Annotated in this window: 23 protein-coding genes and 3 tRNA genes; 8 read left to right on the forward strand and 18 right to left on the reverse strand. The window is 72.2% G+C overall.

What is annotated here, in order from left to right; translation table 11 throughout:
* Window positions 1-83: 83 nt before the first annotated feature.
* The gene (locus Scani_RS28805) at window positions 84-515 is read left to right on the forward strand and encodes a MarR family winged helix-turn-helix transcriptional regulator (protein ID WP_159480717.1); all 432 of its coding nucleotides are present in this window, start codon (window positions 84-86) and stop codon (window positions 513-515) included.
* A 174-nt stretch (window positions 516-689) separates the two neighbouring features.
* Here Scani_RS28805 and Scani_RS28810 read toward each other — a convergent pair whose 3' ends face one another.
* The 3 genes from Scani_RS28810 to Scani_RS28820 all read right to left on the reverse strand — a co-directional run bounded on the left by Scani_RS28810 (window position 690) and on the right by Scani_RS28820 (window position 3,654).
* On the reverse strand, window positions 690-1,301 hold the full coding sequence (locus Scani_RS28810; RefSeq protein WP_159480718.1) for a GOLPH3/VPS74 family protein: 612 nt from the start codon (window positions 1,299-1,301) through the stop codon (window positions 690-692).
* 6 nt (window positions 1,302-1,307) lie between these two features.
* Window positions 1,308-1,670 (reverse strand): DUF1330 domain-containing protein, encoded by a 363-nt coding sequence (locus Scani_RS28815; protein ID WP_159480719.1) that lies wholly within the window; start codon window positions 1,668-1,670, stop codon window positions 1,308-1,310.
* Window positions 1,671-1,977: 307 nt separating this feature from the next.
* On the reverse strand, window positions 1,978-3,654 hold the full coding sequence (locus tag Scani_RS28820; protein WP_159480720.1) for an MFS transporter: 1,677 nt from the start codon (window positions 3,652-3,654) through the stop codon (window positions 1,978-1,980).
* Window positions 3,655-3,825: 171 nt separating this feature from the next.
* Between Scani_RS28820 and Scani_RS28825 the strand changes: the two genes are divergently transcribed.
* The 3 genes from Scani_RS28825 (at window position 3,826) to Scani_RS28835 (ending at window position 6,633) form a co-directional block, all read left to right on the forward strand.
* A complete protein-coding gene (locus Scani_RS28825) occupies window positions 3,826-4,818 on the forward strand; it encodes a TetR/AcrR family transcriptional regulator C-terminal domain-containing protein (protein ID WP_159480721.1) in 993 nt (330 codons plus the stop codon).
* A complete protein-coding gene (locus Scani_RS28830; RefSeq protein WP_159480722.1) occupies window positions 4,802-5,461 on the forward strand; it encodes a hypothetical protein in 660 nt (219 codons plus the stop codon). Before Scani_RS28825 ends, Scani_RS28830 begins: the two co-directional genes overlap by 17 nt.
* Window positions 5,462-5,601: 140 nt before the next feature.
* On the forward strand, window positions 5,602-6,633 hold the full coding sequence (locus tag Scani_RS28835; protein ID WP_159480723.1) for a rod shape-determining protein: 1,032 nt from the start codon (window positions 5,602-5,604) through the stop codon (window positions 6,631-6,633).
* 186 nt (window positions 6,634-6,819) lie between these two features.
* Here Scani_RS28835 and Scani_RS28840 read toward each other — a convergent pair whose 3' ends face one another.
* The 3 genes from Scani_RS28840 to Scani_RS28850 form a co-directional block, all read right to left on the reverse strand.
* Entirely contained in the window at window positions 6,820-7,416 is a 597-nt protein-coding gene (locus Scani_RS28840) for a histidine phosphatase family protein (RefSeq protein WP_159480724.1), read from the reverse strand.
* Window positions 7,413-7,823, reverse strand: coding sequence for a thioredoxin (trxA, locus tag Scani_RS28845; protein WP_159480725.1), 411 nt, complete (start codon window positions 7,821-7,823; stop codon window positions 7,413-7,415). Before trxA ends, Scani_RS28840 begins: the two co-directional genes overlap by 4 nt.
* A 278-nt stretch (window positions 7,824-8,101) precedes the next feature.
* Window positions 8,102-8,464 carry a cupin domain-containing protein gene (locus Scani_RS28850; protein WP_159480726.1) on the reverse strand — a complete coding sequence of 121 codons (363 nt, stop codon included), beginning with the start codon at window positions 8,462-8,464 and terminating at the stop codon, window positions 8,102-8,104.
* A gap of 364 nt (window positions 8,465-8,828) precedes the next feature.
* Here Scani_RS28850 and Scani_RS28855 point away from each other — a divergent pair, with 364 nt between their 5' ends.
* Complete coding sequence (locus tag Scani_RS28855; protein WP_159480727.1) at window positions 8,829-9,704, forward strand: glycosyltransferase family 2 protein; 876 nt, start codon at window positions 8,829-8,831, stop codon at window positions 9,702-9,704.
* Between the two features lie 27 nt (window positions 9,705-9,731).
* On the opposite strand, the gene Scani_RS28860 is transcribed toward Scani_RS28855, so the two are convergent.
* The 3 genes from Scani_RS28860 to Scani_RS28870 form a co-directional block, all read right to left on the reverse strand.
* Window positions 9,732-10,700 (reverse strand): DUF5996 family protein, encoded by a 969-nt coding sequence (locus Scani_RS28860; RefSeq protein WP_159482434.1) that lies wholly within the window; start codon window positions 10,698-10,700, stop codon window positions 9,732-9,734.
* A 358-nt stretch (window positions 10,701-11,058) separates the two neighbouring features.
* Entirely contained in the window at window positions 11,059-12,228 is a 1,170-nt protein-coding gene (locus Scani_RS28865) for a 4-hydroxybenzoate 3-monooxygenase (RefSeq protein ID WP_159480728.1), read from the reverse strand.
* Between the two features lie 203 nt (window positions 12,229-12,431).
* Window positions 12,432-13,175 (reverse strand): helix-turn-helix transcriptional regulator, encoded by a 744-nt coding sequence (locus Scani_RS28870; RefSeq protein WP_159480729.1) that lies wholly within the window; start codon window positions 13,173-13,175, stop codon window positions 12,432-12,434.
* A gap of 135 nt (window positions 13,176-13,310) precedes the next feature.
* Between Scani_RS28870 and Scani_RS28875 the strand changes: the two genes are divergently transcribed.
* Window positions 13,311-13,589 carry a hypothetical protein gene (locus tag Scani_RS28875; protein ID WP_159480730.1) on the forward strand — a complete coding sequence of 93 codons (279 nt, stop codon included), beginning with the start codon at window positions 13,311-13,313 and terminating at the stop codon, window positions 13,587-13,589.
* Window positions 13,590-13,716: 127 nt separating this feature from the next.
* Here the strand turns inward: Scani_RS28875 and Scani_RS28880 are convergent.
* The 3 genes from Scani_RS28880 to Scani_RS28890 all read right to left on the reverse strand — a co-directional run bounded on the left by Scani_RS28880 (window position 13,717) and on the right by Scani_RS28890 (window position 14,119).
* Window positions 13,717-13,790: transfer RNA gene (locus Scani_RS28880), tRNA-Ile, on the reverse strand.
* A gap of 178 nt (window positions 13,791-13,968) precedes the next feature.
* Window positions 13,969-14,041 (reverse strand) — tRNA-Asn (locus Scani_RS28885).
* A gap of 5 nt (window positions 14,042-14,046) precedes the next feature.
* A tRNA-Asn gene (locus tag Scani_RS28890) sits at window positions 14,047-14,119 on the reverse strand.
* Between the two features lie 219 nt (window positions 14,120-14,338).
* On the opposite strand from Scani_RS28890, the gene Scani_RS28895 reads away from it, so the two are divergent.
* A complete protein-coding gene (locus tag Scani_RS28895; RefSeq protein ID WP_159480731.1) occupies window positions 14,339-14,638 on the forward strand; it encodes a YtxH domain-containing protein in 300 nt (99 codons plus the stop codon).
* 66 nt (window positions 14,639-14,704) lie between these two features.
* Window positions 14,705-16,186, forward strand: coding sequence for an FGGY family carbohydrate kinase (locus Scani_RS28900; protein ID WP_174872764.1), 1,482 nt, complete (start codon window positions 14,705-14,707; stop codon window positions 16,184-16,186).
* Window positions 16,187-16,323: 137 nt separating this feature from the next.
* Here the strand turns inward: Scani_RS28900 and Scani_RS28905 are convergent, their stop codons facing one another.
* The 6 genes from Scani_RS28905 to Scani_RS28930 form a co-directional block, all read right to left on the reverse strand.
* On the reverse strand, window positions 16,324-17,511 hold the full coding sequence (locus tag Scani_RS28905; RefSeq protein WP_246296200.1) for an RNA polymerase sigma factor: 1,188 nt from the start codon (window positions 17,509-17,511) through the stop codon (window positions 16,324-16,326).
* A 171-nt stretch (window positions 17,512-17,682) separates the two neighbouring features.
* Window positions 17,683-19,599 carry a DNA primase gene (dnaG, locus tag Scani_RS28910; RefSeq protein WP_159480734.1) on the reverse strand — a complete coding sequence of 639 codons (1,917 nt, stop codon included), beginning with the start codon at window positions 19,597-19,599 and terminating at the stop codon, window positions 17,683-17,685.
* Between the two features lie 129 nt (window positions 19,600-19,728).
* Window positions 19,729-20,730, reverse strand: a complete 1,002-nt coding sequence (locus Scani_RS28915; RefSeq protein WP_159480735.1) for a pyridoxal-phosphate dependent enzyme — start codon at window positions 20,728-20,730, stop codon at window positions 19,729-19,731.
* 9 nt (window positions 20,731-20,739) lie between these two features.
* Window positions 20,740-22,005, reverse strand: coding sequence for an NAD(P)/FAD-dependent oxidoreductase (locus Scani_RS28920; RefSeq protein ID WP_159480736.1), 1,266 nt, complete (start codon window positions 22,003-22,005; stop codon window positions 20,740-20,742).
* A gap of 254 nt (window positions 22,006-22,259) precedes the next feature.
* A complete protein-coding gene (locus Scani_RS28925; protein ID WP_159480737.1) occupies window positions 22,260-23,573 on the reverse strand; it encodes a deoxyguanosinetriphosphate triphosphohydrolase in 1,314 nt (437 codons plus the stop codon).
* Window positions 23,570-24,451 (reverse strand): sirohydrochlorin chelatase, encoded by an 882-nt coding sequence (locus Scani_RS28930; RefSeq protein WP_159480738.1) that lies wholly within the window; start codon window positions 24,449-24,451, stop codon window positions 23,570-23,572. The genes Scani_RS28925 and Scani_RS28930 overlap by 4 nt, the downstream gene beginning before the upstream one ends.
* Window positions 24,452-24,512: the final 61 nt, after the last annotated feature.

Genomic DNA, 24,512 nt, shown 5'->3' on the forward strand with positions numbered 1-24,512 from the left:
CGATCCTCCTAAAACTTCATGTACTGAAACAACCATGCTCCTCGATATTTCATGTTGTCAAGTAATTGGGTATCCTCGTCTGCATGACCCCCCGCGCAGACTCCTTGACCGTCGAGGTCGTCGACCTCATCGGCACCGTCGTCGCCCGCTACTACGAGGAGTACGAGCACGCCGCGGCCGAGCACTCCCTCACCGGCGCCCAGGCCAGGGTGCTCAGCCTGCTCTCCATCGAGCCGCTGCCCATGCGCAGGGTCGCCGAGCGTCTGAAGTGCGAGCCGTCCAACGTCACCGGCATCGTGGACCGCCTGGAGTCCCGCGGCCTGGTCGAGCGCCGCCCCGATCCGGCCGACCGCCGCGTCAAGCTCGCCGCCCCGACGGACGACGGCGCGCGCACGGCCGAGGCGCTGCGCACGTCGCTCCACTTCGCCCGCGAGCCGCTCGGCCGTCTGACGGTCGCCGAGCGGACGCTGCTGAAGGAGCTGCTGCAGCGGATGCTGGGCGTCGCGCCCGAGTGACCGGACCGTGCCCGGCGGCCCCGCCGGACCGGACGATCGCCGGCGGGCCGCACGGCACGTGACCCCCGACCGACAGCCGGCCCCGCCGCACGTTCCCCACGGCCGACAGCCGACCCCGCCGCACCTCGTCCACGACCGACAGCCGGCCCCGCCGCCGCACATCGCCCACGGCCGTCAGTAACCGCGTCGCACGTTGTCCACGGCCGCCTGGTCACGCCTGCGGGCACGCCGCTGCCGCTCCACCGCCAATTCGGCGAGCGCCTCGTCGACGGCGATGAGCACGGCCGACACCGCGCCGTCCGGGCCCGCCGGGTCCTCGGTCCGCCTGTCACGGATACCGGCGGCCTCCGCGAGGGCGGCGAGCACGGGTTCGCCCGCTTCCCAGCGGTGCGCCACCTCACGGCGCTCGGGCGAATCGACCAGGACCATCTCGCTGGTCCGGAAGAACAACCAGCGACGGCGGCGCTGCCGGATGAGCTGGCCTTCCTCCTCGAACGCGGCCAGATAGGCCTCGGACAGGCCACGCCCCCGGCGCCACAGCCAGTCGCCGACCGACTCGTACGGCTCCTCCATGACCAGCGACGACGCCGCCTCGTCCAGGAGGCGGTCGGCGATGGCGGGCCGGTAGCCCGGCACGAGGCGATCGCCCCGCAGCGTGACGGCCCGGCCCTCCAGGAGGTCGATCGCCTCGGCCCCCGCGAGCACCAGCGACAGATCGCCCCGCTCCACGGTCCGCACGGGTGCCGTGTCCATGGCGACGAGCAGCAGATCCCGCGGTGTGGTCATCCGCGATCAGCTCTCGGCGTCGGAGGCCGCGATCGCGGACCGGATCTGCTGCGCGAAGCCGGCCACCGTGAAGCCGGGACCGACACCGTCCACAAAGATCAGGTCGCTGATGGCGTTGTTGACGCGCAGCGGGAGGATCTTCTGGTACTCGGGCGACTCGTACCAGTTCCGCGCCTCGGCCATGCCCGGGAATTCCAGCAGGACCGCCAGACCCGGCCAGGCCCCTTCGACGACCTGCACCTCGCCCTGCGCCAGCCACTTGCCGCCGTACGCCGTGACGGTGTCCTCCACCTGCTCCAGATACGCCAGGCCGTCTTCGTTCGGAACGCCGCCCGGCAGGCGCAGGTGGTTGATCAAATAGGCGCTCATCTCGAATCCTCCAGCCTATGGCGGCACGTACGGAGGGGCATGTCGAAGGCGCCGCTCGCCGCGCCCGCCATAAGGGAGCGCGGAGGCACCCGCGGCGCCTACGGGAGCGGGCCGGCGCAGGAACAGCCCCTCGCATGAGGCGAATTCACCGGATTTGCATGCTTTCCCCAGTGTAAGCGCTCCCGGGTTTCCGCACGGGGAGCCGCCCAGGGCGAGGAGCGCCGCGGGCCCGGAGCGGGACGCCGACGGCGCACACGAAGGCACCTCATGCGTGGTGCCTCACCCCTCGCACCTCAGACGTGACACCTCACGACGGTTCCCCCTGGACCACGGCCGTACCAGCCACCGGCGTACCAGCCGCAGGCGCACCAGCCCCCTCCGCATCCGCCGCCGTCACGGCCCCCCGCACCGCGCCGTCCACCACCGGCACATCCGACTGCCCCTCAACTCCCTCGGCCTGCACGCCCCGCAGGCCCCGCAGCAGCGTCAGGGCCAGCACCGCGGCACAGACCATGACGCCCGCGGCGACCAGCACCGCCGTCTGCAGTCCATGGGTGAAGGCGGTGCGGGCCGCCGTCAGCAGCGCCTCCCCCGTCCGGCCCGGGAGCGCACCGGCTACCGCGGCGGCGCCCGCCAGCGTCTCCCGTGCCGCGTCGGCCGCGTCCGCCGGCAGACCGGCGGGCAGTGCGCCGCCGATGTCACCGCGGTAGATCGCGCTCCCGATGCTGCCCAGGATCGCCATGCCCAGCGCGCCGCCCAGTTCGGTGCCGGACTCCAGTACGGCCGAGGCGGAACCCGCCCGCTCGGGCGGCGCGACACCGAGGGCCAATTCGTTGCCGAGCGAGACCACCACCACCAGACCGGAGGCGTAGACCGCCGAGGCGGTCAGGACGAACCACAGGGCCGAGCCCGGTTCCAGCCAGGACAGCCAGACGAAGCCGCCGGCCGCGATGGCACACCCCAGGGCGATGACATGGGCCCGGTCCGTCCGCTGGGCGAGGGCGGCGGCGGCCGGCGCCATCCCGCCCACCGCGAGGGTCGGCAGCAGGTTCCACAGCGCCGCCTCCATGGGGCTCATGCCCCGTACGGTCTGCAGGTACTGGGTGAAGAAGACCGCGCAGCCGACGATCGCGAACATCGCCAGCAGGTTCATCAGCACCGAGACGCTGAACCCGCGGTTCCGGAACAGCTCCAGGTCGAGCATCGGATGGCGGGCGGTGCGCTGACGGTGCACGAAGGCCGCGGCGGCCGCCAGTCCGGCCACGAGGGCGAGGACGGGCAGCAGCGCCAGCCCGTCGCGGGCGATCTCCTTGACCCCGTAGACCACCGGCAGCATCGCGAGCAGGGAGAGCAGCGAGCCGGGCAGGTCGAAGCGCCCGGCCGCCGGATTCTTGAACTCCGGCAGCAGCAGCGGCCCGCAGACCAGCAGCAGCACCATCGCCGGAGCGTTGAGCAGAAACACCGAACCCCACCAGAAGTGCTCCAGCAGCGCCCCGCTGAGCACCGGCCCGACCGCGATACCGCCGGTCACCGCGGTCGACCAGATCGCGATCGCCTTGCCGCGCTGCTTCGCGTCGTGGAAGAGGTTGCGGATCAGCGCGAGGGTGGACGGCATCAGCGTCGCCCCGCCGATGCCGAGCAACGCCCGTGCGGCGATGAGCATTTCGGCGCTCTGCGCGTACGCGGCGGCCGCGGAGGCGAGCCCGAAGAGGAGGGCGCCGGACAGCAGCAGCTTGCGGCGGCCGATGCGGTCGCCCAGCGCGCCCATGGTGATCAGCAGACCGGCCAGCACGAAGCCGTAGACGTCGAGGATCCACAGCTGCTGGACGCTGCTGGGCTCCAGCTCCGCGGTCAGGAACGGCACCGCGAAGTAGAGCACCGAGACGTCCATCGAGACGAGAAGGCAGGGCAGCAGGAGGACGCCCAGGGCGGTCCACTCCCGGCGGCCGGCCACCGGCGTGGTTGTGTACGGAGTAAACGTCATGGATGACACGGTAAGCAGAGTCCGCTTACTGTGCAAACACCAATAGGCACAAGGGAATTGGAGGTGCGTCACACTAGTGCACCCGGCTAGTGCGGTGCCCTTGTGTCGTCCGCGCTGTTAGGCTCACCGCCGACGGAATCACCCTGGTGCACTAGTACGGAGGTCGCCCTCGTGGAGCAGTCGTCCCCGCCGCCCTACCGCCGGATCGTCGACACCCTCCGGCGCCGTATCGAGGCCGGTGAGCTGACGCCGGGCGACCGGGTGCCCTCGACCCGGCGGATCACCCAGGAGTGGGGGGTGGCGATGGCCACCGCCACCAAGGTGCTGACGACGCTGCGTCAGGAGGGCCTCGTACGGGCCGTACCGGGTGTGGGCACGGTCGTGGCCGAGCCGCAGCGGACCACCCGCGGCGGCCCGGCCACGCGGGAGCGGCGCCCGAGCGGGACGGACAGCGGGCTGAGCCGCGACAGCGTCGTACGGGCCGCGATCAGGGTCGCCGACGCCGAGGGCCTGCGGGCGCTGTCGATGCGCCGGGTGGCCGCCGAGTTCGGGGTGTCCTCGATGGCGCTCTACCGTCATGTGGCGGGCAAGGACGAGCTGGTGCTGCTGATGGCGGACGCCGCGTTCCGCGACCTCGAACTGCCGGAACCGGCGCCGGACGGCTGGCGCGAACGGATGGAGGCGGGCGCGCGGCTGCAGTGGGAGCTCTACCGGCGGCACCCCTGGCTGGCGCAGTACCTGTCGATCACCCGGCCGCAGCCGATGCCGCGGGCGATGGCGCTGATCGAGTGGACCATGGCGCGGGTCCGGGGCATGGACCCGGTGACGCTGATTCACATGGCACTGACGCTGCTGGGTTTCGTGCTGTCCACCGCCGCCGGGTTCGAGGACGACCTGGAGGCCGAGCAGGAGACCGGGTTGGACCAGGACCAGTGGATGGCCACGATGGAGCCGGTGTTCGAGGGGATCCTCACCTCGGGCTCCTACCCCATGTACGCGGGTGTCTCGGGGATCGACGCCGATGTGGTGAACCTGGACTCGATCTTCGAGTTCGGGCTGGCCCGCCTGCTGGACGGCATGGCGGCGCTCGTCGACGGACCCCGTCCCGGCGCCCCCGGATCCCCCGCCGTCGGCGACCATGGCCCTCATGAACGGCACCTCTGACACCGACCCGCCCGCCGGCTCCGGCACCGCGTCCGGTCTGCCGGGACCGGTCGCCTTCCAGCTCGTCCTGCTGCGACGGATGGCCGACCACCACCCCGGCCTGGTCGAGGACGCGCTGCGCACCCTCCAGGTCTCCCGCGCCGATATGCGCGAGGCCAACCGACGCTGGCAGGCACGGATGCACGCCCCGCGGGCGCGCGGCGGCGTCCAGCCGTATCGTGCGCTCCTCGGCACCCCCGAGACCGTCGCCGCCCGCCGCCTCGGCGACCTGACCTGCGAGGCCCTCACCTGGCCGGTGCCGCTCTGGCCCGGTCTGCGGTTCGAGGTGCTCACCGGCACCCGGGGCGCCGTCTGGAACGCCTGGCTGATCCGGGCACCCGGCGCCAAGGCCCCTGACCTGCGGACCACCGACGATCTGACGCCCTGGTCGTGCACGGTCGACGAGGTCGCCCGCGCCTTCGCCCCGGCCCGCCCGAAGGAGGGCAGCGCCCCCACCCGCTGGCAGTTGGTCTGCACCGCCCCAGGCCCCGACGGCACCCCCCGGGACATCGTCGCGGAGTTCACCTGGGGGCTGTACCAGCGGCTGACCGGTCCGGCCCCCGCCGCACCGCCGGATCAGCGCGATCTCACTCCTTCGTCCTAACCGCCCCTCCCCCGTCCCCCTACCGGACCTTCCCAGCAGGCGGACGCCCGCGCACGACCGGAGGATGGCGCACGAGCGGTCCCTGTGAACAGGCCGCACGAGCGCTCCGTCCATACCGGCCCGTCGGGGAGGAACCATCCATGACCATCAGCCTCGCCCAATTGCGGCGGTGCTCGGCCGCCGTCGACCTCGGTGCGGCCCGGACCAGGGTGTACGTGAAGAACCAGGGGCTGGTCGTCGATGAACCGACCGTCGCCGCCATCAACACCCGTACCGGGGCACTGCTGGCCGTGGGCGCCCAGGCCGAGGTGATGGACGGGCGCACCCCCGACTACATCCGGGTGGTGCGCCCGGTCTCCCACGGCACCATCGTCGACATCGACATGGCTCAGCGGCTGCTGCGCAACCTGGTGGGCGAGAGGCTGCGCAAGACCTGGCGGCGCCGCCCCACGACGCGGGCCGCGGTCTGCCTCGCGTACGGCAGCGAACCGCTGGCCCAGCGGGCGGCCGTGGAGACGCTCACCGGGCTGGGGGCGCGGCGGGTGGAGCTGGTGGACACCCTGGTCGCGGCCGCGGTGGGCTCGGGGCTGCCGGTGGAACAGCCGGAGGCCACCATGATCGTGGTGTGTGGTGCGGGGACCACACAGGTCGCGGTGCTCTCCCTCGGTTCGATCGTGGCGGCGGAGACCGTGCCGGTGGGCGGCAACGCCATCGACCACGCGGTGATCCAGCATCTGCGGCTGCACCACGAGCTGATGCTCGCGGGCCAGGCGGTACGCCCGCTGCAGATGATCCTCTCCGGCGGCGACGGCCTCACCCCCGGCTCCACCGAGGTGCACGGCCGGGACGTGGTCAGCGGGATGGCGCGCTCCGTCCACGTCGACACCGAACGGGTCCGGGACGCCATCACCACCCCGCTGACCGCGATCCTCGACGCCATCGGGTCCGTGCTGCGGCGCTGCCCGCCGGATCTGGTGGCGGACCTGGGGGAGCGCGGCATCGTGCTCGCGGGCGGCAGTGCGCTGATCCCCGGACTGGAGCCGATGATCCACCAGGCCACGGCGATGCCGGTGCACACCGCGGACCGCCCCGACACCTGTGCCGTCATGGGGCTCGGCGCCATGATCGAGGGCAAGGTGCAGCCCCTGCATCTGGACCCGATGGATCCGTAACGGGGCGGCCGGGCTGCCTCCGCTTCATGGGCGCACTTCATGGGCGCCGGGCGTGCCGAAGCCGGGCATGCGGACGCCGGGCATCCCGCCACGAAGCGGGACCCGCCGGCCGCCGGCTACCGTCGAGCGCGCCCGTCGACTTGTCGACTCCGGCCGCTACGGGCCCGGGGCGCAGGGCTCCGGGCGCTACAGACTCCGGGCGTTCCACGCGACCACAGCGGGACGGTCGTGCTCGCTCCCCAGCACGCCGACCGCCCCGGTCTCGAACGTGAACAGCCCCCCGGCGCCGGGCGGCAGCCCGAGCCTGCGGGCGGCCAGCACCCGCAGGAAGTGGGCGTGCGCCACCAGCACCACGTCCCCCTCGTCGGCTTCGAGCTCTGCCGCGAGCCGCGCCAGTACCCGGTCGGCACGTGCCCCGACCTGTTCCGGTGACTCCCCGGGATGCCCCTCGGGCCCCTCGGCGACACCGTCGGAGAACAGGTACCAGCCGGGCCGGCTGCGGTGGATCTCGGCGGTGGCGATGCCCTCGTAGCCGCCGTAGTCCCATTCCCGCAGCTCGGCGTCGACCTGTGGGCGGGCGAGGCCCGCCAGCTCGGCGGTGCGCAGCGCCCGCTGCATCGGGCTGGCGTACACCTGCCCGATCTTCCGGTCCGACAGCAGCGGCCGCAGTGCGCGGGCCTGCTCCTCACCGTTGGCGGTCAGCGGCAGATCGGTCCAGCTGGTGTGCCTGCCGTCCCGACTCCACTCGGTCTCGCCGTGCCGGACCAGAAGGAGGTCGCTCACGAGCCCTGCGCCTGCTGTCCCTGCTCGGCGGCCTGCGCCTGCTCGCTCTGCTGGTCCTCGGTGACCGACGCCCGGACCTCGTCCATGTCCAGCGCGCGGGCCTGGCCGATGACGTCCTCCAGGGCTTCCTCGGGCAGCGCGCCCGGCTGGGCGAAGACCGCGATGTTCTCGCGGACGATCATCACGGTCGGGATGGACTGGATCTGGAGGGCCTGGGCGAGCTCGGGCTGCGCCTCCGTGTCGACCTTGGCGAAGACCAGGTCGTCGTGCGTCTCGGACGACCGCTCGAAGACCGGGCCGAACTGCTTGCACGGACCGCACCACTCGGCCCAGAAATCGATGAGGACGAAATCGTTGCCGGAGACGATCTCGTCGAAGTTGTCCTTGGTGAGCTCGATGGTGCTCATGCGTGTTTCCCTGCTTCCCGGTCTGTCGACGCTTGCCAGTCGGTCTCCGGCTGCGGTAACAGGCACAACCCGTGACGTATTCCGCACGCCGGACCGTCCCGCACCCCTGCCCACCGATCGCGTTCCTAGACATAGCGATTGACGTGGGAATCCCCACCGCGCCCACCGGGCTCCACCACGGCCCCGAGCACACCCCCGCACCCCCTGCCTTTCCCCTCCCGGCACGCCCCGGGGAACATCGCCCGCGCGGCCCCCCCGAAGCGCGCCCTCGCCACCACCTAGCTCTTCGCCTTGGCGTAGTCGGTCGCCATGCCGCCCGCGAAGTCGTACAGGATGACCTGCTCGTCCCCCACCACCCAGGCATCGTGGCCGGGCGGACAGACGAACACGTCGCCGGGGCCCACCTCGGACTCCGCGCCGTCGTTCATCCTGAGACGCATCCGGCCCTGGACCATGTAGCAGTTGTGGTGTACCTCGCAGCTCTCGGTTCCGACGATCGGCCCCACCGACTCCGTCCAGTGCCAGCCGGGCTCGAAGGTGGCCACGGCGAAGTCCAGTCCGGTGAGGTGCAGGGCTTCGAGGTGGCCTCGGGGAAAGTCGCGCCGTTCATCCGGCTTGTCGACCGTCTTGACTTCCATCATGAGGGCTTCCTCCATCCACCCCCCTGGGCATTCGTGCATCCCCCCTGGTCCTTCCATGGTGCGCCGCACCGGAGCGCCCGGCCACCGCGTCCCGACGGGGCGGCGCACCATGCCGGCGCGCGCCCTCCCGGCCGGCCCCGGCCCGCACCCCTGCCCCTCCGGCCCCGGGCCGCCCCCGTACGGAGGCCTCCGAAGCCCGGCCCGGACGAGCGCGCCCGTGCCCCCGAGCGACTCGCGGGACGCCGGGAAACGACTCCCGCACGACCGTCCGGCCGGGATGTCGCCACGGAGGTGCCGTGGCGCGCAACCGCCTCCCCCGAGGGCTAGCATCGCGAAAGGACCGCCAAGAACGGAGCATTCTTCTGTGCGTCATCTGCGCGTAGGCGTCGCCATCTTGACCATGGGAAACCGTCCCGCCGAACTGCAGGCGCTGCTGGATTCGGTCGTCAAGCAGGACCTCCCGCCGGCCCACATCGTGGTCATCGGAAACGGCTCGCCGCTCCCCCCGCTGCCGCACGGCGCCGTGGGCGTCGAGCTGAGCGACAACCTGGGGATCTCCGGCGGCCGGAACGTCGCCCTGGACGAGCTGCGCAAGCTCGGCGACCTCGATCTGGTGGTCGACCTGGACGACGACGGCCTGCTGATCAGCCCGGACGTGTTCAGCCGGCTGGCGGAACTGCACACCGCCGACCCGAAGTTGGGCGTCGTGAGCTTCCGCGTCGCCGACGAGCTGGGCCGCACCCAGCGCCGGCACGTCCCCCGCCTGCGCGTCGGCGACCCGGCGCGCGGCGGTCTCGTGACCACGTTCCTCGGCGGCGGCCACTCGCTGTCCGTCCCGATGCTGGACGAAATCGGCGGCTGGCCCGACGAGTTCTTCTACGCGCACGAGGAAACCGACCTGGCCTGGCGGGCCCTGGACCGCGGCTGGCACATCCGCTACGTACCGGAACTGGTGCTCCAGCACCCGTACACCTCGCCCACCCGGCACGCCGTCTATCACCGGATGGTCGCCAGGAACCGCGTATGGCTGGCCAAGCGGAACCTCCCCGCGCTCCTGGTACCGCTCTACCTCGGCGTCTGGGCAGTACTGACGGCCGTCCGCAGCCGCTCGGCCGCGGGCATGCGGGCCTGGGCCGCAGGGTTCGCCGAGGGGGTACGGACCCCGTGCGGGCAGCGACGGCCGATCCGCTGGCGCACGGTATGGCGCATGACGAGGCTGGGCCGCCCACCGGTCATCTGACCGGCCCTCCGGCCGTTCTCCGACCGGTCATCCCCGGGGCCCTCCGGACGCGCCCCCGGCCTCGGCCAGCAGATACGGGTCCGTCACCCCGCCCGGACAGGCGAGCCGTTCGCGCTCCCACCCGGCGCGCCGGGCGCCGGCCTGGTACGCGCTCTCGTAGAAGCCGAGCACGGCCGCACGGGGATCGGCCGCGGCGCGGGCCTCGTCGTACGGCAGCACCGCCAAATGGCTGCCGCCCCGCTCGGCCCACTGTGCCGCCGCGGGCTTGAGCGGCTCCTCCGCCAGCCCCGCGGGCTCCGGAGCGGTATAGGAGTAGAACGCGGGCGCGGCGAAGGAGTCGTCGCCGAACCAGAAGCCGAAGCTGATGACCTCCCGGGAGTACGCCTCCCGGGTCACCGGGTCGACCTGCCCGGGCTGGTCGATGTGCCGGTCGGAGAACCGGGTGTGCGCGATGTCGAAGGTGTGCCAGAAGTGGTGCACCGGGCTGACCTTCCCCGAATAGCCCGCGGCGAACTCCTCCAGCACCGACGCCACCTGGCTGAGCACCTGCCAGTAGCGGAAGGCGTGCCCGGCCTCGTAGGTCGCATGCTCGGTGTCCTCGGCGAACGGCCGGCCGGCGTCGGGCAGGTCGAACGGCCGCGGAACAGCCAGCTCCACCCGGACGCCCAGCACGGCCAGCGACTCCATGACCGCGTCATGGAAGGACGCCACCGACCGGCCGATGAGCGGGAAGGAGACCGTCCGGCCGTCCAGCGTCGCGACGACCATGCGGTGACCGACGAAGTCGAAGTCCATGGTGAAGAGCGGGTTGCCGTCGAGCTGCCCCATCGGACGGGTGGTGATGCCGCGCCCGGTCAGATGGAACGGCACGTTCCACCAATGGTTGCGCCGGGCACTGGCAGCAAGACGGATCTTCCCGACAATCTGGGCAAAGCGATGAAGCGTTTCTTTGGTGTCCCGCCATTCGGCAAACGGGATCGGCGGAAACAGCTCCATCATCATCACCTGCCCTTCCCGCCCGGCACTCCTGACGGCCGGACGGGTCCTGGACGACCAGATGACCACGCCCCACGACAGACGGCACGTCGTCGAACCCGACAGGCCCAACCAGCGACACCCGGCCCCACCGGCCCCGCCCGGCCGCCGCGGTCCGCCCCTCGGACGTGTGCGGCGCCCACGACCATCGCGCGGGGAACGCCCCTGGGCCGCCCACCAGGCGAAACAATGCCCCGGCGGCCGCCTCCGGGGCTCGGCGGAGAAGGTGGGATCGCGGCCGGCGCGGCGTCCCGTGGGGCGGAGTGCCTTCCCGCGCAGTCGACCGGTCCCGAGCGAGCCGCATCACCCCTTCTCCGTATTACGTGGGCAGGTGATTCGCCGCGGACGGCCCCAGCATGTTTTCCAGGTTCTTCCTGGCGATCTGCTTGCGGAACTCCCCCTCATAGGAGGAGTCACCGGAGTCGTGCACGGTCTCGGTCAGCCAGACCGCAGCTGCCTGCTGCCGCCATGTGTGGTCCAGGCAGGTGTCGGAGTAGCTGTCGAGCAGACGGGAATCGTGGTTCTCGACCTGGTGGACGAGGGCGCGGGCGAACACGTCGGCGTCGTGGAGGGCGAGACTCATCCCCTGTGCGCTCATCGGCGAGATGAGATGGGCCGCGTCCCCCAGAAGGTAGAGCCTGCCGTAGCTCATCGGGCTGAACACCACTCCGCGGAGCGGCACGACCTGCTTGCTGATGATCGGCCCCTTGGGGGTGACGGGCTCGCCTGAGCGAGTGTCCAGTTCGTTCCAGATGCGGTCGTCCGGCCATTGCTCGAGGGTGTCGGTGAGCGGGCACTGCAGGTAGAGGCGACTGGCCTTCGGGCCGCGAGTGATCTGTGCAGCGAAGCCGCGGGAGTGCACTGCCAGCATGGCCAGAGGGTCCGCAGGCACCTCGGCCATGGCGGTGAGCCAGGCGTACCCGAACTCGTGGGTGGAGCAGGTGAGGATGTCATCGGGGACGGCCGTCCGGCTGACGCCACGGAAGCCGTCGCTGCCGGCGATGAAGTCACAGCTGACAGTCTTGGTCGAGCCGGCGGCGTCCCGGTAGCGCACCAGAGGGTTCTCGGTGTCGATGTCGTGCAGGGAAACGTCCTCGGCTCCGAAGCGCAGATCGCCACCGTCGCGGAGGAAGACCTTGATGAGGTTCTGGACGAGGATCTGCTGGGGGCAGAACACACCGTTGGCGTCCTCCGAGTCGTCACCCGTCTTCCACTGCCGCTTTTCGCCCTCGAGCAACAGCGTCATACCCGCATCAAGGTCACCGTGACGGTGCCCCTCGACGACCTCGGCCAGCCCCCACTCGTGCAGCCGGCGGACCCCGCCGGCGTCGAGAGCCCCGGCTCTCTGCCGCTGCTCCACATAGTCACGACTGCCCTTTTCCAGGACGATGCAGGAAATGCCCTTACGCAGAAGGAAGTTGCCGAGTGTCAGTCCGGCGACCCCGCCTCCCACGATGACGACGGTTGCCTTCTTGTCGGTTGTGCTCATGTGTTTTCAGGCTCCTCGCGGACGGCCTGGTCGACCGCGCCTGAGCGTGAGCGACTGTGCCGCCTAGATGGTGGGGCGTACTGACCACCACTGTGCGACCCGGCTCATGGGGCACCCAACCGGTAAATGGACAGCCGATACCGCAAACCCGCCAGCCTGACGCACTCCGGCCCACGACCCGCGTCCGTCGGTGACTCCTGCCGCTAGGGGAGCGCGGGGCTGGTGCGCAGATCTGCCTGGTAGCTGCCCGGGGTCTGGCCGACGACCGAGTGGAAGGCGTCGATGAAGCTGGAGGGGTTCGACCACCCGCATGCCATCGCCGTATCGGTGACCGACATGCCGTTGGTGAGGTGGCCCAAGGCGTGGTGGATGCGCAGCGTGGTGCGCCACTGGTGGAAGCTCATGCCGAGTTCGGTGTGGAACAGACGGCTCAGGGTGCGTTCGCTGGCTCCCGCAGCGCGCCCCAGCTCCGCCAGGGTCGCAGGCCGCGCGGGATCGGCGTGCAGAAGACCGGTGACGGTGCGCAGCCGGTCGTCGCTGGATTCGGGCAGGTGCAGCGACTGCTCGGGAGTGTCGCAGAGCTCGTCGACGACCACGGCGAGCAGTCGTCCGTGAGCACCGGGGCGGACTTCTGGCCGCTCGCCGGTCAGCGCCAGGAGGGCCTCGCGCAGCAGCGAGCTGACGGCGAACACGCTGGGGTGTTCCACGAGTTCACCGCACAGGTCGACCGGGACGGTCAGGACGCGGGCGTCGGTGCGGCCGTAGAAGCGATGGGAGTGGGCGAAGCCCGGTGGCGTCCACGTCACGCGGTGGGCCGGGGCGACCCAGGTTCCGCGTTCGGTCGTGGTGGCCAGCGTCCCGGCGGCTGCGTAGACGAGCTGACCCTGGTCGTGGGTATGGGGGTCGAGATGGTGGCCGTGCGGCAGCCACCGGGCAGCGCTGGTCATGGTCTGCGGTTCCGAGGGCCATGGAGGGGACTGGTGGGTCTTCAGCATCAGAGGGCAGTCTGCCGGTGGTGCGTCACCCGGTACAGGCCGGACAGGAACCGTGAGCCTGGCCGGCTTCCGGGTGAGCGGGACCGGATGCGCCAGGAGGGCGACGTCTCCGTCGAGAGCAGCCGGGTGTGGACGCACGAGAACGGCGCGGAGGTGCACCCCGACCGGCTCTCCCGACGCTTCGCCCGCCTGGTGGAGCTGTCCGGCCTGCCACCGGTCCGCCTCACGGCCTGCGTCACCTCGCCGCCACCCTCGCGGTCCGTGCTCTGCCGAACGGCCCGGCTCTCCCCCGCCAGGGAGATCTGCCCGCCGTGCTTCAACTCGGCGTCGAACGGCGGCATGAGGCCGGCTCTCCCCCGGATCTGACCCCGTGTCCCCTGGATGTCCCCTGGATCTTGGTCCGAACGGCTGAACGGGGGCCACCGCGCTGTGGCGGTGGCCCCCGTTCTCACGTTTCCCCAGGTAGAAAGGGGCTTCCCCCTGGGTGCTGCGGTGGGGCGGGTGGGACTCGAACCCACGGCCGACGGATTATGAGTCCGCTGCTCTAACCGGCTGAGCTACCGCCCCCCACGGCGCGTCGCGCACATTTGTGCGCGCCGTCTGCCGCAGCATAGCCGCTCATACGATCTGTTGCCCGTGAGGGCTGCCGTCGCGCGACCACGCACGCCCAAGAAGACTTGGATCACTGGGGGTTCGGTTCCACGGCACAAGAAAAAGGACCCCTTCCGGGGTCCTCTTCTCTCTGCTCCCCCGACTGGACTCGAACCAGTAACCCTCCGGTTAACAGCCGAATGCTCTGCCAATTGAGCTACAGGGGACCGAGCTCCCCCGACTGGACTCGAACCAGTAACCTGCCGGTTAACAGCCGGCTGCTCTGCCAATTGAGCTACAGGGGATTGCTCTGTGTGCCTCGAATGCACCGCAGTCCGGGGCTCCGGACGGCGTGCGCTCGCTGCGACACATACATTAGCGCAAGCAGGGGGGTGCTCCGCCAATCGGTATCGCCTCAGGTCACCTCGGGTGATCTCCGGCCCCGGAGGGTAGGCGCGCGTCACAGCCAGACACTCCGGCGCGTACCGGCGCCGGAGGGGTCCGACGAGAGGAAGGGTGGAGCAATGCGCTACCGGCTCACGTTCATCGCGGGACTGGCCACGGGGTATGTGCTCGGCGCACGGGCCGGTCGGGAACGGTACGAGCAGCTCCGCAAGGCCGCCCAGCGGATCTCGCAGAATCCGGCGGTCCGGAACACCGCGGAGTCCGCCGCGCTGACCGGGCGCGAGGCGGCGTCGAAGGCGTTCGGGACGGTGTCGGCCAAGGTCGGCGACCGGCTGCCCGGCTCCGTCACCGACCGGGTCCGTTCGCTGCGTGAGCAGCGGTCCCCCGGCGAGGACGACTGGGGCACCAGCAATACCTGAGCCGGCGCACCTGGGGGCAAACCCTGAGGCTGCTCCTATGCGTCGTATGGGGCATCATCTGGGTGCATGGGGATAGTCGCCGGATTGGACAGTTCGTCCGAGAGCACACGGATCGTCGTCTGCGATGCCGACACAGGTGCCGTCATCAGGCAGGGGTACGCGCCGCACCCTGTCGAGAAGGGGCCCGAGGTCGACCCGCAGGCGTGGCTGATGTCACTCGGCGAGGCGGCGGGCCGCGGGCTGCTCGAAGGGGTGCAGGCGATCGGCGTCTCCGCGCAGCCGCACGGTCTGGTCCCGCTGGACATCGAGGGCAACCTCGTGCGCCCCGCGCTGGTGGGCAACGACAAGCGGGCGCAGAGCTCGGCCGCGGATCTGATCGACTCGCTGGGCGGGCGTGCCGCGTGGGCGCAGGCCGTCGGCGCGGTGCCCCAGGCGACCCATGCGGTGACGAAGATGCGCTGGCTGGCGCGTACGGAGCCGGCGCACGCGGCCCGGATCGCGGAGATCATGCAGCCGCACGACTGGCTGGCCTGGCAGCTGCTGGGGCGGCCCGCGCGGCGTACGACGGACCGCGGCGGGGCCTCGGCGACGGGCTTCTGGTCGGCGGCGACCGAGGCCTACCGGCCGGATCTGGTGGAGCTGGCGCTGGGCCATCAGGTGCGGCTGCCGGAGGTGCTGAGCCCGTCGGGGACGGCCGGGTTCACCCCGGAGGGGCTGCTGATCTCCGCCGGTACGGGCGAGACGATGGCGGCGGCCTTCGGGCTCGGGGTCGGCGAGGGCGACGCCGTGGTGTCGCTGGGCGCCTCGGGGTCGGTGTTCGGGATCCATCACGAGGCGCTGGCGGACCCCACCGGGACGATCACCTCGTTCGCGGACGCGACCGGCCGGCATCTGCCGGTGGTGCACACCAGTAATGCCGTACGGGTGCTGCGCGGCGCGGCGGAGATGCTGGGGACGGACCTGGAAGGGCTGTCCGAGCTGGCGCTGAAGTCGTCACCCGGTGCGTACGGCATGGTGCTGCTGCCGTATCTGGAGGGCGAGCGGACACCGCATCTGCCGCACACCGCCGGGTCGTTGCACGGGATGCGCCGGGAGAGCATGAAGCCGGAGCACATGGCGCGGGCGGCCGTGGAGGGCATGCTCTGCGGGCTGGCGGATGCGCTGGATGTGCTGCGCGGGCGGGGCGTGGCGGTGCGCCGGGTGTTCCTGCTGGGCGCGGCCGCGGAGCTGGGCGCCGTGCAGGAGGTGGCACCAGGGCTGTTCGGGGTGCCGGTCGTGGTGCCGCAGCCGGCCGAGTACGCGGCGCTGGGTGCGGCGCGGCAGGCGGCCTGGGCGTGGGGCGTGGCGCACGGCACGCTCACCCCGGCCGCGGGCGCGGAGTCCGGCGCGGGCGGCGGGGCCGCATGGGTCGATCCGCCGCAGTGGCCGGCCGCCGCGAGCCAGGTGTTCGAGCCGGGTGAGGAGCTGCCGGTCGGGCAGGCCGTGCGCCAGCAGTACACGACGGTGCGCGACGAGACCCATCCCGGGGCGTTCCAGCGGTCGGTGTAGCGGTCGGAGCGAGGGAGAACGAGGGAGAGCTGCCAGGGCGCGCGGGCACGGGATCCCGTGCGGCCCGGCAGCCCGTACGTCCTGCGGCCCAGGGGCCCGGAAGCCGTAGACCCGGAGGCCCGGCGGTCCGGCCCGTCTCAGTCGAGGTAGCCGCGGAGCTGGTCCGCGAAGGCGTGGTCGCGGAGCTTGTTGAGGGTCTTGGACTCGATCTGCCGTATCCGTTCGCGGGTGACGCCGAAGATCCGGCCGATCTCCTCCAGGGTGCGGGGGCGGCCGTCGGCGAGGCCGTAGCGGAGCTGGACGACCTTGCGTTCGCGTTCGCCGAGGGTCGACAGGACCGCGTCGAGGTGTTCGCGCAGCAGCAGGAACGCGGCGGACTCGACGGGTGAGGCCGCGTCACCGTCCTCGATGAGGTCGCCGAGGGCGACGTCCTCCTCCTCGCCGACGGGGGCGTGCAGCGAGACCGGCTCCTGGGCCAGCCGCAGCACCTCGCTGACGCGTTCCCCGGTCAGGTCGAGATGGGCCGCGACCTCCTCGGGCGTCGGTTCGTAGCCGCGTTCCTGGAGCATCCGGCGCTGGACCCGGACGACGCGGTTGATCAGTTCGACGACGTGGACCGGGACGCGGATGGTCCGGGCCTGGTCGGCGAGGGCCCGGGACATGGCCTGGCGGATCCACCAGGTGGCGTAGGTGGAGAACTTGTAGCCGCGGGCGTAGTCGAACTTCTCGACGGCCCGGATCAGTCCGAGGTTCCCCTCCTGGACGAGGTCGAGCATGGTCAGGCCGCGGCCGACGTAGCGCTTGGCGACGGAGACCACCAGGCGCAGATTGGCCTCGATCAGGCGGCGCTTGGCCATCCGGCCCAGCACCACCAACTTGTCCAGATCGAAGGCGAGTTGGGAGGAGAGGTCGGGGGTGTTGGTGAGTTTCTCCTCGGCGAAGAGCCCGGCCTCGACGCGGCGGGCGAGCTCGACCTCCTCGGCTGCGGTGAGCAGCGGGATCCGACCGATCTCGCGGAGGTACTGGCGGAAGAGATCGGAGGACGGACTGCCCGTCTCGGGGCGCCGCGCCGGCTCCGGGATGATCTCCTCGACGATCATTTCGGCGGCGGGCGGGTCGGCCTGCTGCGGCACGGTGAGCGACTCCGGAGCCGGTTCGGCTTCCGATTCCGCTTCTGGTTCCGCTTCCGTGACCGGCTCTGCGGCGGGCGGCGCGTCGGCGAGGGTCTGGGTCTGCACGGGGGCGACCTCCAGGGTGATCGCTGCTGAGGCGGCAGAAAGGTCGGGCACGGTTGCGGCCGGGCCGCCGTCCGTCCCATACGTCAAGAGCGGTTCCACGGGGGATTCCGGCGCGGTGCGACCGGGCCCGCCGCGCTCCGAGGACGCAGGCACCGCTTCTCAGTGTGGAGTACGACACACGCCTGCCACGAGGGGCGTGCGAGCACTTTTTGAGTCCGGTCCGTGACCGGACGGCTACCGCGGGGAGTGTCCGGGGCGCTACAGGGCGGCGTAGCCGCGTTCGCGCAGCGACTGGCCGTACTGCTGGAGGACCCAGAGCTCGTTCTGTACGGCGGCGAGGTGCTCGGGGTCGGCGCGGGGGCCGAGGCGCTGGAGGGTGCCGCGGATCTCGGTGACGCGGTGGTTGACGGCGGCGAGGCGGACGGCGACCAACTGGACGCCGGCGTAGGCCTCGTCGGGGTCGCGGCGGGTGTGCAGCGGTTCGACGGTGAGCTCGGTGACCATGGCGCGGACGGTGTCGTCGGGGGCGGCCTCCCGCACCCGGGGCACGTACGCGCTGTCCTTGGCGCCGGCCGTGGTGCCGCCGGCGTCCTCGATGCACTGGCGGACCACGGCGTAGGGCGGGGCGGTGAACTCGTCGGCGCCGTACGCGTCGAAGGCCGGGGAGACCAGGTCGGGGCGCTGCAGCGCGAGCTTGAGGAGCTCGCGCTCGACGCGGTGGGCGGGGCTGCGGAGGTTGAGCGCCGGGCCGCGCGGGCCGGGCGAGGGGCGGGCCTGTTCGGCGGCCGGAGGCTGGCCGCGGCGCTGCTGACGGCCCTGGTCGGGGCCGCCGTCACGGCCGCGCTCACGGGCCCAGCGGGCGAGCTGGCTGACGCGCTTGACGACGAACTGGGTGTCCAGGATGCCGAGCATGCCGGCGAGCTGGACGGCGGATTCGTGCTGGATGGAGCTGTTCTTGATGTTCGCGACGATGGGGGCGGCCTCGTCGAGGGCGGCGGCGCGGCCGACGGTGGTGTCGAGGTTGTGCCGGGAGACGACATGGCGCAGCGCGAACTCGAAGAGCGGGGTGCGGGCCTCGACGAGGTCGGCGACGGCCGCATCGCCCTTGGCGAGCCGCAGGTCGCAGGGGTCCATCCCGCCGGGGGTGATGGCGATGGAGGTCTCGGCGGCGAACTTCTGGTCGTCCTCGAAGGCGCGCAGGGCGGCCTTCTGGCCCGCGGCGTCGCCGTCGAAGGTGAAGACGACCTCGGAGCCGGAGTTGTCCATCAGCAGGCGGCGGAGGATCTTGATGTGGCCCTCGCCGAAGGACGTGCCGCAGGTGGCGATGGCGGTGGTGACGCCGGCCAGGTGGCAGGCCATGACGTCGGTGTAGCCCTCGACGACGACCGCGCGGTTGGTCTTGGCGATCTCCTTCTTGGCGAGGTCGATGCCGTAGAGGACGTGGGACTTGCGGTAGATGGGGGTCTCGGGGGTGTTGAGGTACTTGGGGCCGTTGTCGTCGTCGCGGAGCTTGCGGGCGCCGAAGCCGACGACCTCGCCGGCGATATCGCGGATCGGCCACATCAGGCGGCCGCGGAAACGGTCGATGGGGCCGCGGCGGCCCTCCTGGGAGAGGCCGGAGAGCACCAGCTCCTGGTCGCTGAAGCGGCGGCCGCGCAGGAAGCGGGTGAGGTGGTCCCAGCCGGCCGGGCTGTAGCCGACGCCGAAGTGCTGGGCGGCGGCCTGGTCGAAGCCGCGCTCCGCGAGGAACTTACGGGCGATCTCGGCCTCGGGGCCGTCCAGCTGCTCGACGTAGAACTGCGCGGCGGCCTTGTGGGCCTCCACCAGACGGGTGCGCTCGCCCTGCTGGCGGCCGGGGGTGTACCCGCCCTCCTCGTAGCGCAGGGTGATGCCGGCCTGGGAGGCGAGCCGCTCGATGGTCTCGGCGAAGGAGAGGTGGTCGAGCTTCATGATGAAGTCGACGGTGTCGCCGCCCTCCTGGCAGCCGAAGCAGTGGTAGAGCCCCTTGGCCGGGCTGACGTGGAAGGACGGGGACTTCTCGTCGTGGAAGGGGCACAGGCCCTTGAGGTTGCCGCCGCCGGCGTTGCGGAGCTGGAGATACTCGGACACGACGGCGTCGATCGGGACCGCGTCCCGTACCGCCTTCACATCGTCATCGTTGATCCTGCCTGCCACGCGTGAATTCTACGGCCGGGGTCGGACACTCCTGGCCGCGAGCCGTCCGGGAGCGCCGGTGGCGGGTCCGGCGGGGGCGGGGGTGGGTCCGGAGGCCCGGTCGCCCGGTCGCCCGACCGCCCGCCGCCCTCACCCCACCAGCTCCAGAAACCGCTCCACCCCCACGTTGCCCCCCGAGATGATCACGCCGACGCGGGGCGGCACGGGGGCGATGCGCCCGGCGAGCAGGGCGGCCAGCGCGCTGGCGCCGCTGGGCTCGATGACGATCTTGAGGCGCTCGAAGGCCAGCTTCATGGCCGCGCGGATCTCGTCGTCGCTGACCAGGACCACCGAGTCGAGCAGCCGCCGGTTGATGGAGAAGGTCAGCTCGCCGGGGCGCTCGGCGGCCTGGCCGTCGGCGATGGTGCGCGGTACGGGCACGGTGACGCGGTGGCCTGCGGCCAGTGAGCGCAGGGTGTCGTCGCCGGCCTCCGGCTCCACTCCGATCATCCGGATGCCGGGGACCAGGGCGGTCGCGGCGGTGGCGGAGCCGGCCATCAGCCCGCCGCCGCCGACCGGGGCCAGCAGGGCGTCGAGCGGGCCGGTCTCCTCGATCAGTTCCAGGGCGGTCGTGCCCTGGCCCGCGATGATGTGCGGATGCTCGTACGGCGGGATCAGGGTGAGGCCGCGCTCCTCGGCGAGCCGCCCGCCGATCGCGACCCGGTCGCCGGTGTAGCGGTCGTAGGTGACGATCTCGGCGCCGTAGCCGGCGGTGGCGTCCTTCTTGGACTTCGGGGTGTCCTCGGGCATCACGATGACGGCGTGGCTGCCCAGCTCCCGGGCGGCCAGGGCGACCGCCTGGGCGTGGTTGCCGGAGGAGTAGGCGGCGACCCCACGGGCCAGCTGCTCCGGGGAGAGCCGGGAGAGGGCGTGGTAGGCGCCGCGGAACTTGAAGGCGCCGACCCGCTGGAAGTTCTCGCATTTGAGGTGGACCTCGGCGCCGACCAGCGCGTCGAGGGTGCGGGAGCGCAGGACCGGTGTGCGGTGGGCCACGCCCGCCAGCCGGCGGGCGGCGTCCCGGACGTCGTCGAGGGTGACGGCCGGGACGTCGGTGCTGCCGGAGCCGGTGGGGCCGGTGGGACTTGGCGTCATACGCGCACGCTACGGGAGCAGTGCCGCCAGCGGAACCTGCGGATCGGCCAGTGCGCCGGGCTCCAACGGCGCCCCGGAGCGGATGAGTTGCTGGATGGATTCGGCGACGTCCCAGACGTTGACGTTCATGCCCGCGAGCAGCCGGCCGTCCGCCGCCAGCCAGAAGGCGATGAACTCCCGCTTGGCGACGTCGCCGCGGCAGACGACCTGGGCGTACGAGCCGGGCGGGGCGTAGCCGGAGTACTCCATGCCGACGTCGTACTGGTCGGAGAAGAAGTACGGGATGCGGTCGTAGCTGATGTCCTGGCCGAGCATGGCGCGGGCGGCGGCCGGGCCGCCGTTGAGGGCGTTGGCCCAGTGTTCGACCCGCAGCCGGGTGTCCAGCAGCGGGTGGTCGGCGGCGGCGACGTCACCGGCGGCGTAGATGTACGGGTCGGAGGTGCGCAGCGTCGCGTCGACGGCCACCCCGCCGCCGGTCTCCGGGTCGGCGAGATCCAGCCCGGCCTGTTCGGCGAGCGCGGTGCGCGGGGCGGCGCCGATCGCGGCGAGCACATCGTGGGCGGGGTGTTCCTCGCCGTCGTCGGTGCGCACGGCGAGCACCATGCCGCCCTCTCCGACGATCTCGGTGAAGCGGGCGCCGAAGTGGAAGCGGACGCCGTGCTCGCGGTGCAGATCGGTGAACAGACCGCCGAGTTCGGGCCCCAGGATGCCGTGCAGCGGTGTCGGGGCGGCCTCGACGACGGTCACCTCGGCGCCGTAGGAGCGGGCCGCGGCGGCGACCTCCAGGCCGATCCAGCCGGCTCCGGCGATCACCAGATGGCCGTTGTCGCGGCCGAGGGAGGCCAGGACGCCGCGCAGCCGTTCGGCGTGGGCGAGGCGGCGCAGGTGGTGCACGCCGGCCAGGCCGGTGCCGGGGATGTCCAGGCGCCGCGGTTCGGCGCCGGTGGCCAGCAGCAGCTTGTCGTAGGCGATCAGGGTGCCGTCGCCGAGGCGGACGGTCCTGGCCTCCGGGTCGAGGCGGACGGCGGGCTGGCCCAGGTGCAGTTCGATCTGTGCCTGGGCGTACCAGGCGGGCTCATGGACGAACACGCTGTCGCGCTCTTCCTTGCCGAGCAGGAACCCCTTGGAGAGCGGGGGGCGCTCGTACGGGTGGTCGCGCTCGTCACAGATGAGGATCACCCGGCCGGTGAACCCCTCCGCGCGGAGAGTCTCCGCGGCCTTTGCGCCGGCCAGGCCACCCCCGACGATGACGAACGTCTGGTGTGCGTCGACCACTTGCTTCCTCCTCGTTGCGGTGCCGTACGTCCGCGTCCGCGTCCGTAAACGCCCCCCGGTGTCCCCCCCCGGTCCGTCTCCCCCGTTGATGCCCTCGGTGCCCTCGGGGTTCCCGTTCGCCGGCGAACGGGGTGTCCCGTGCGCTGTGGTCAGGGTTCCGTCTTCACTGTTGTCAGGGTGCTCCGTTCGAAAACGGTGGGCTTCGAGCGTCCCGCACGGAGCGTGAGGGGGGAAGAGGGGCTTCCCCTCCAGGGTCACCCTCGGTTGCGCCCCGCGTGACCAGGGTGTCGGGTGAGACGGGCGTGCAGAGAGCGGGCCGAGGTGTCGGTGAGGGCCGCGATCTGGTCGATGACGGCGCGCATCCGTGCGGTGTCGTCGGGGGCCGCGTCGAACAGTGAACGGAACTGCGGGTCAAGGCCGTCGGGGGCACGGGCGAGCAGCGCCTCGGCCAGTTCGGCGATGACCACGCGCTGGTCGGCACGGAGCGCTTCCTGGTCGGGGCGCTGCATGACGTACCGGTCGGCGACGGCTTTCAAAACGGCGCATTCCAGCCGCGTTTCGGCCGGAACCACCAGCTCCGCTCCGTAGCGCGTGAGCCGCCCGGTCCCCCACCGGGCCCGGGTCGCGCTCTCGGCCGCGAGACAGAACCGGCCGATCAACTGGCTGGTGGCGTCCTTCAGGCGGGCCTGGGCGAGCGCGGAGCCGTCGTAGCCGTGCGGCCACCACTCCTGCTCCAGCAGGCGGTCCAGCGCCGCGGCCAGCTCGTCGGCTCCGGCGCCGGGCGCATAGCGCTCACCGGCGACCGCGAAGATCTCGGCGCGCTCGGCGTCGGCGAGCAGCAGGTTGGGGTCGAGGTGCCCGGCGTGCAGCCCGTCCTCGACGTCGTGCACCGAATACGCCACATCGTCGGACCAGTCCATGACCTGCGCCTCGAAGCTCCGCGCCCCGTCGGGAGTGTCCTGCCGGAACCAGTCGAAGACCGGCAGGTCGTCCTCGTAGACGCCGAACTTCGGGGACGCGGGGTCGGTGGGGTGCGCGCCGCGCGTCCAGGGGTACTTGGTGGCCGCGTCGAGGGCGGCGCGGCTGAGGTTCAGACCGACGCTGACCGTCCGGCCGTCCGGGGCGGGCACGAACCGCTTGGGCTCCAGACGGGCCAGCAGCCGCAGGGACTGCGCGTTGCCCTCGAACCCGCCGCAGGGCGCGGCGACTTCGTTGAGCGTCTGCTCGCCGTTGTGCCCGAAGGGCGGGTGGCCGAGATCGTGCGCCAGACAGGCGGTCTCCACCAGGTCCGGGTCGCAGCCGAGGGCGGCGCCGAGCTCCCGGCCGACCTGGGCGCACTCCAGGGAGTGGGTCAGGCGGGTGCGCGGGCTGGCGTCCCAGGCGGGGGTGTGCGCGCCCGGGGTGACGACCTGGGTCTTGCCGGCCAGCCGCCGCAGCGCGGCGGAGTGCAGCACCCGGGCGCGGTCGCGCTGGAAGGCGGTGCGTCCGGGCCGTTTGTCGGGCTCGGGAACCCAGCGCTCGGTATCGGCCGCGGTGTAGCCGGGAATGGTCGGTGGTGTGCCCGTCATACAGCGACGGTAGCCGCCCTGGCGCTCTCGGGGTCGGATCCGGTACGCGCGAGGAGCGCCTGGTCGTAGCGGTGCAGTACGAGACGGGCCAGGGCGGGGTGGTCGCCCAGGGGCGCGGCGGCGGGCCCGGGGGCGGCGTCCGCGCACCGGGTGGCGAAGAGTCCGGGGGCGGTGAAGCAGGAGGCGACGGCGATCCGGTCGTGGCCGCGGGCGGTCAGCGCGTGGATCGCGTCGACGACGGTGGGGGCGGCGGCGGAGGCGTAGGCGGGCAGTACGGGGGTGCCGCCGAGCCGGGCCGAGAGCAGCCGGGCGGTGCGCTCGGTGTCCTGGGCGGACCGCGGGGCACGGGAGCCGGCGGCGGCCAGGACCACCGCGGTGCGCGGGGAGCGGCCCTGGGGGAACCCGGCCTCCAGGAGGCGGCCGTGCAGCGCCTCGGCGAGGAGGGTGTGCGGCCCCAGGGGTTCGGCGACCCGGCCGGTCAGGTGCGGTGCGCCGGCCAGCGCGGCGGGCAGGTCGTGGGTGACGTGATGGCCCCGGCCGAAGAGCAGCGGGACGAGGACGGCGCCGCCGTCCAGCTCGGCGAGGGTGTCGGTGAGCAGCGGACGGTTCAGCTCGATGTGCCCGAGCCGTACGGGCAGGCCGGGGCGCAGCGCACGGACCCGGTCGAGCAGCGCCCGGACGGTGGGCAGGGCGCGGGGGTCGCGGCTGCCGTGGGCCACGGCGACGAGGGTGGGGGGCGGCGGTGCCGGGCGGCGGAAACCGTGCAGCCGGACCCGGCCGAGCCGGGCGCCGAGCTGCGCGCTGATCTCGGCGGCGAGGTCTCCCGCGCCGAGCGGGGCGGGGGACGCGGAGGGCGGGTGCGGTATCGGCGCCGTCATGGGGTGAGCGTGGCAGGCGCGCGTTGCGGTCCCGTTTCCCCGCGGCGAACTCCATGTTCCC

This window comes from Streptomyces caniferus (assembly GCF_009811555.1).
Taxonomy (GTDB): domain Bacteria; phylum Actinomycetota; class Actinomycetes; order Streptomycetales; family Streptomycetaceae; genus Streptomyces; species Streptomyces caniferus.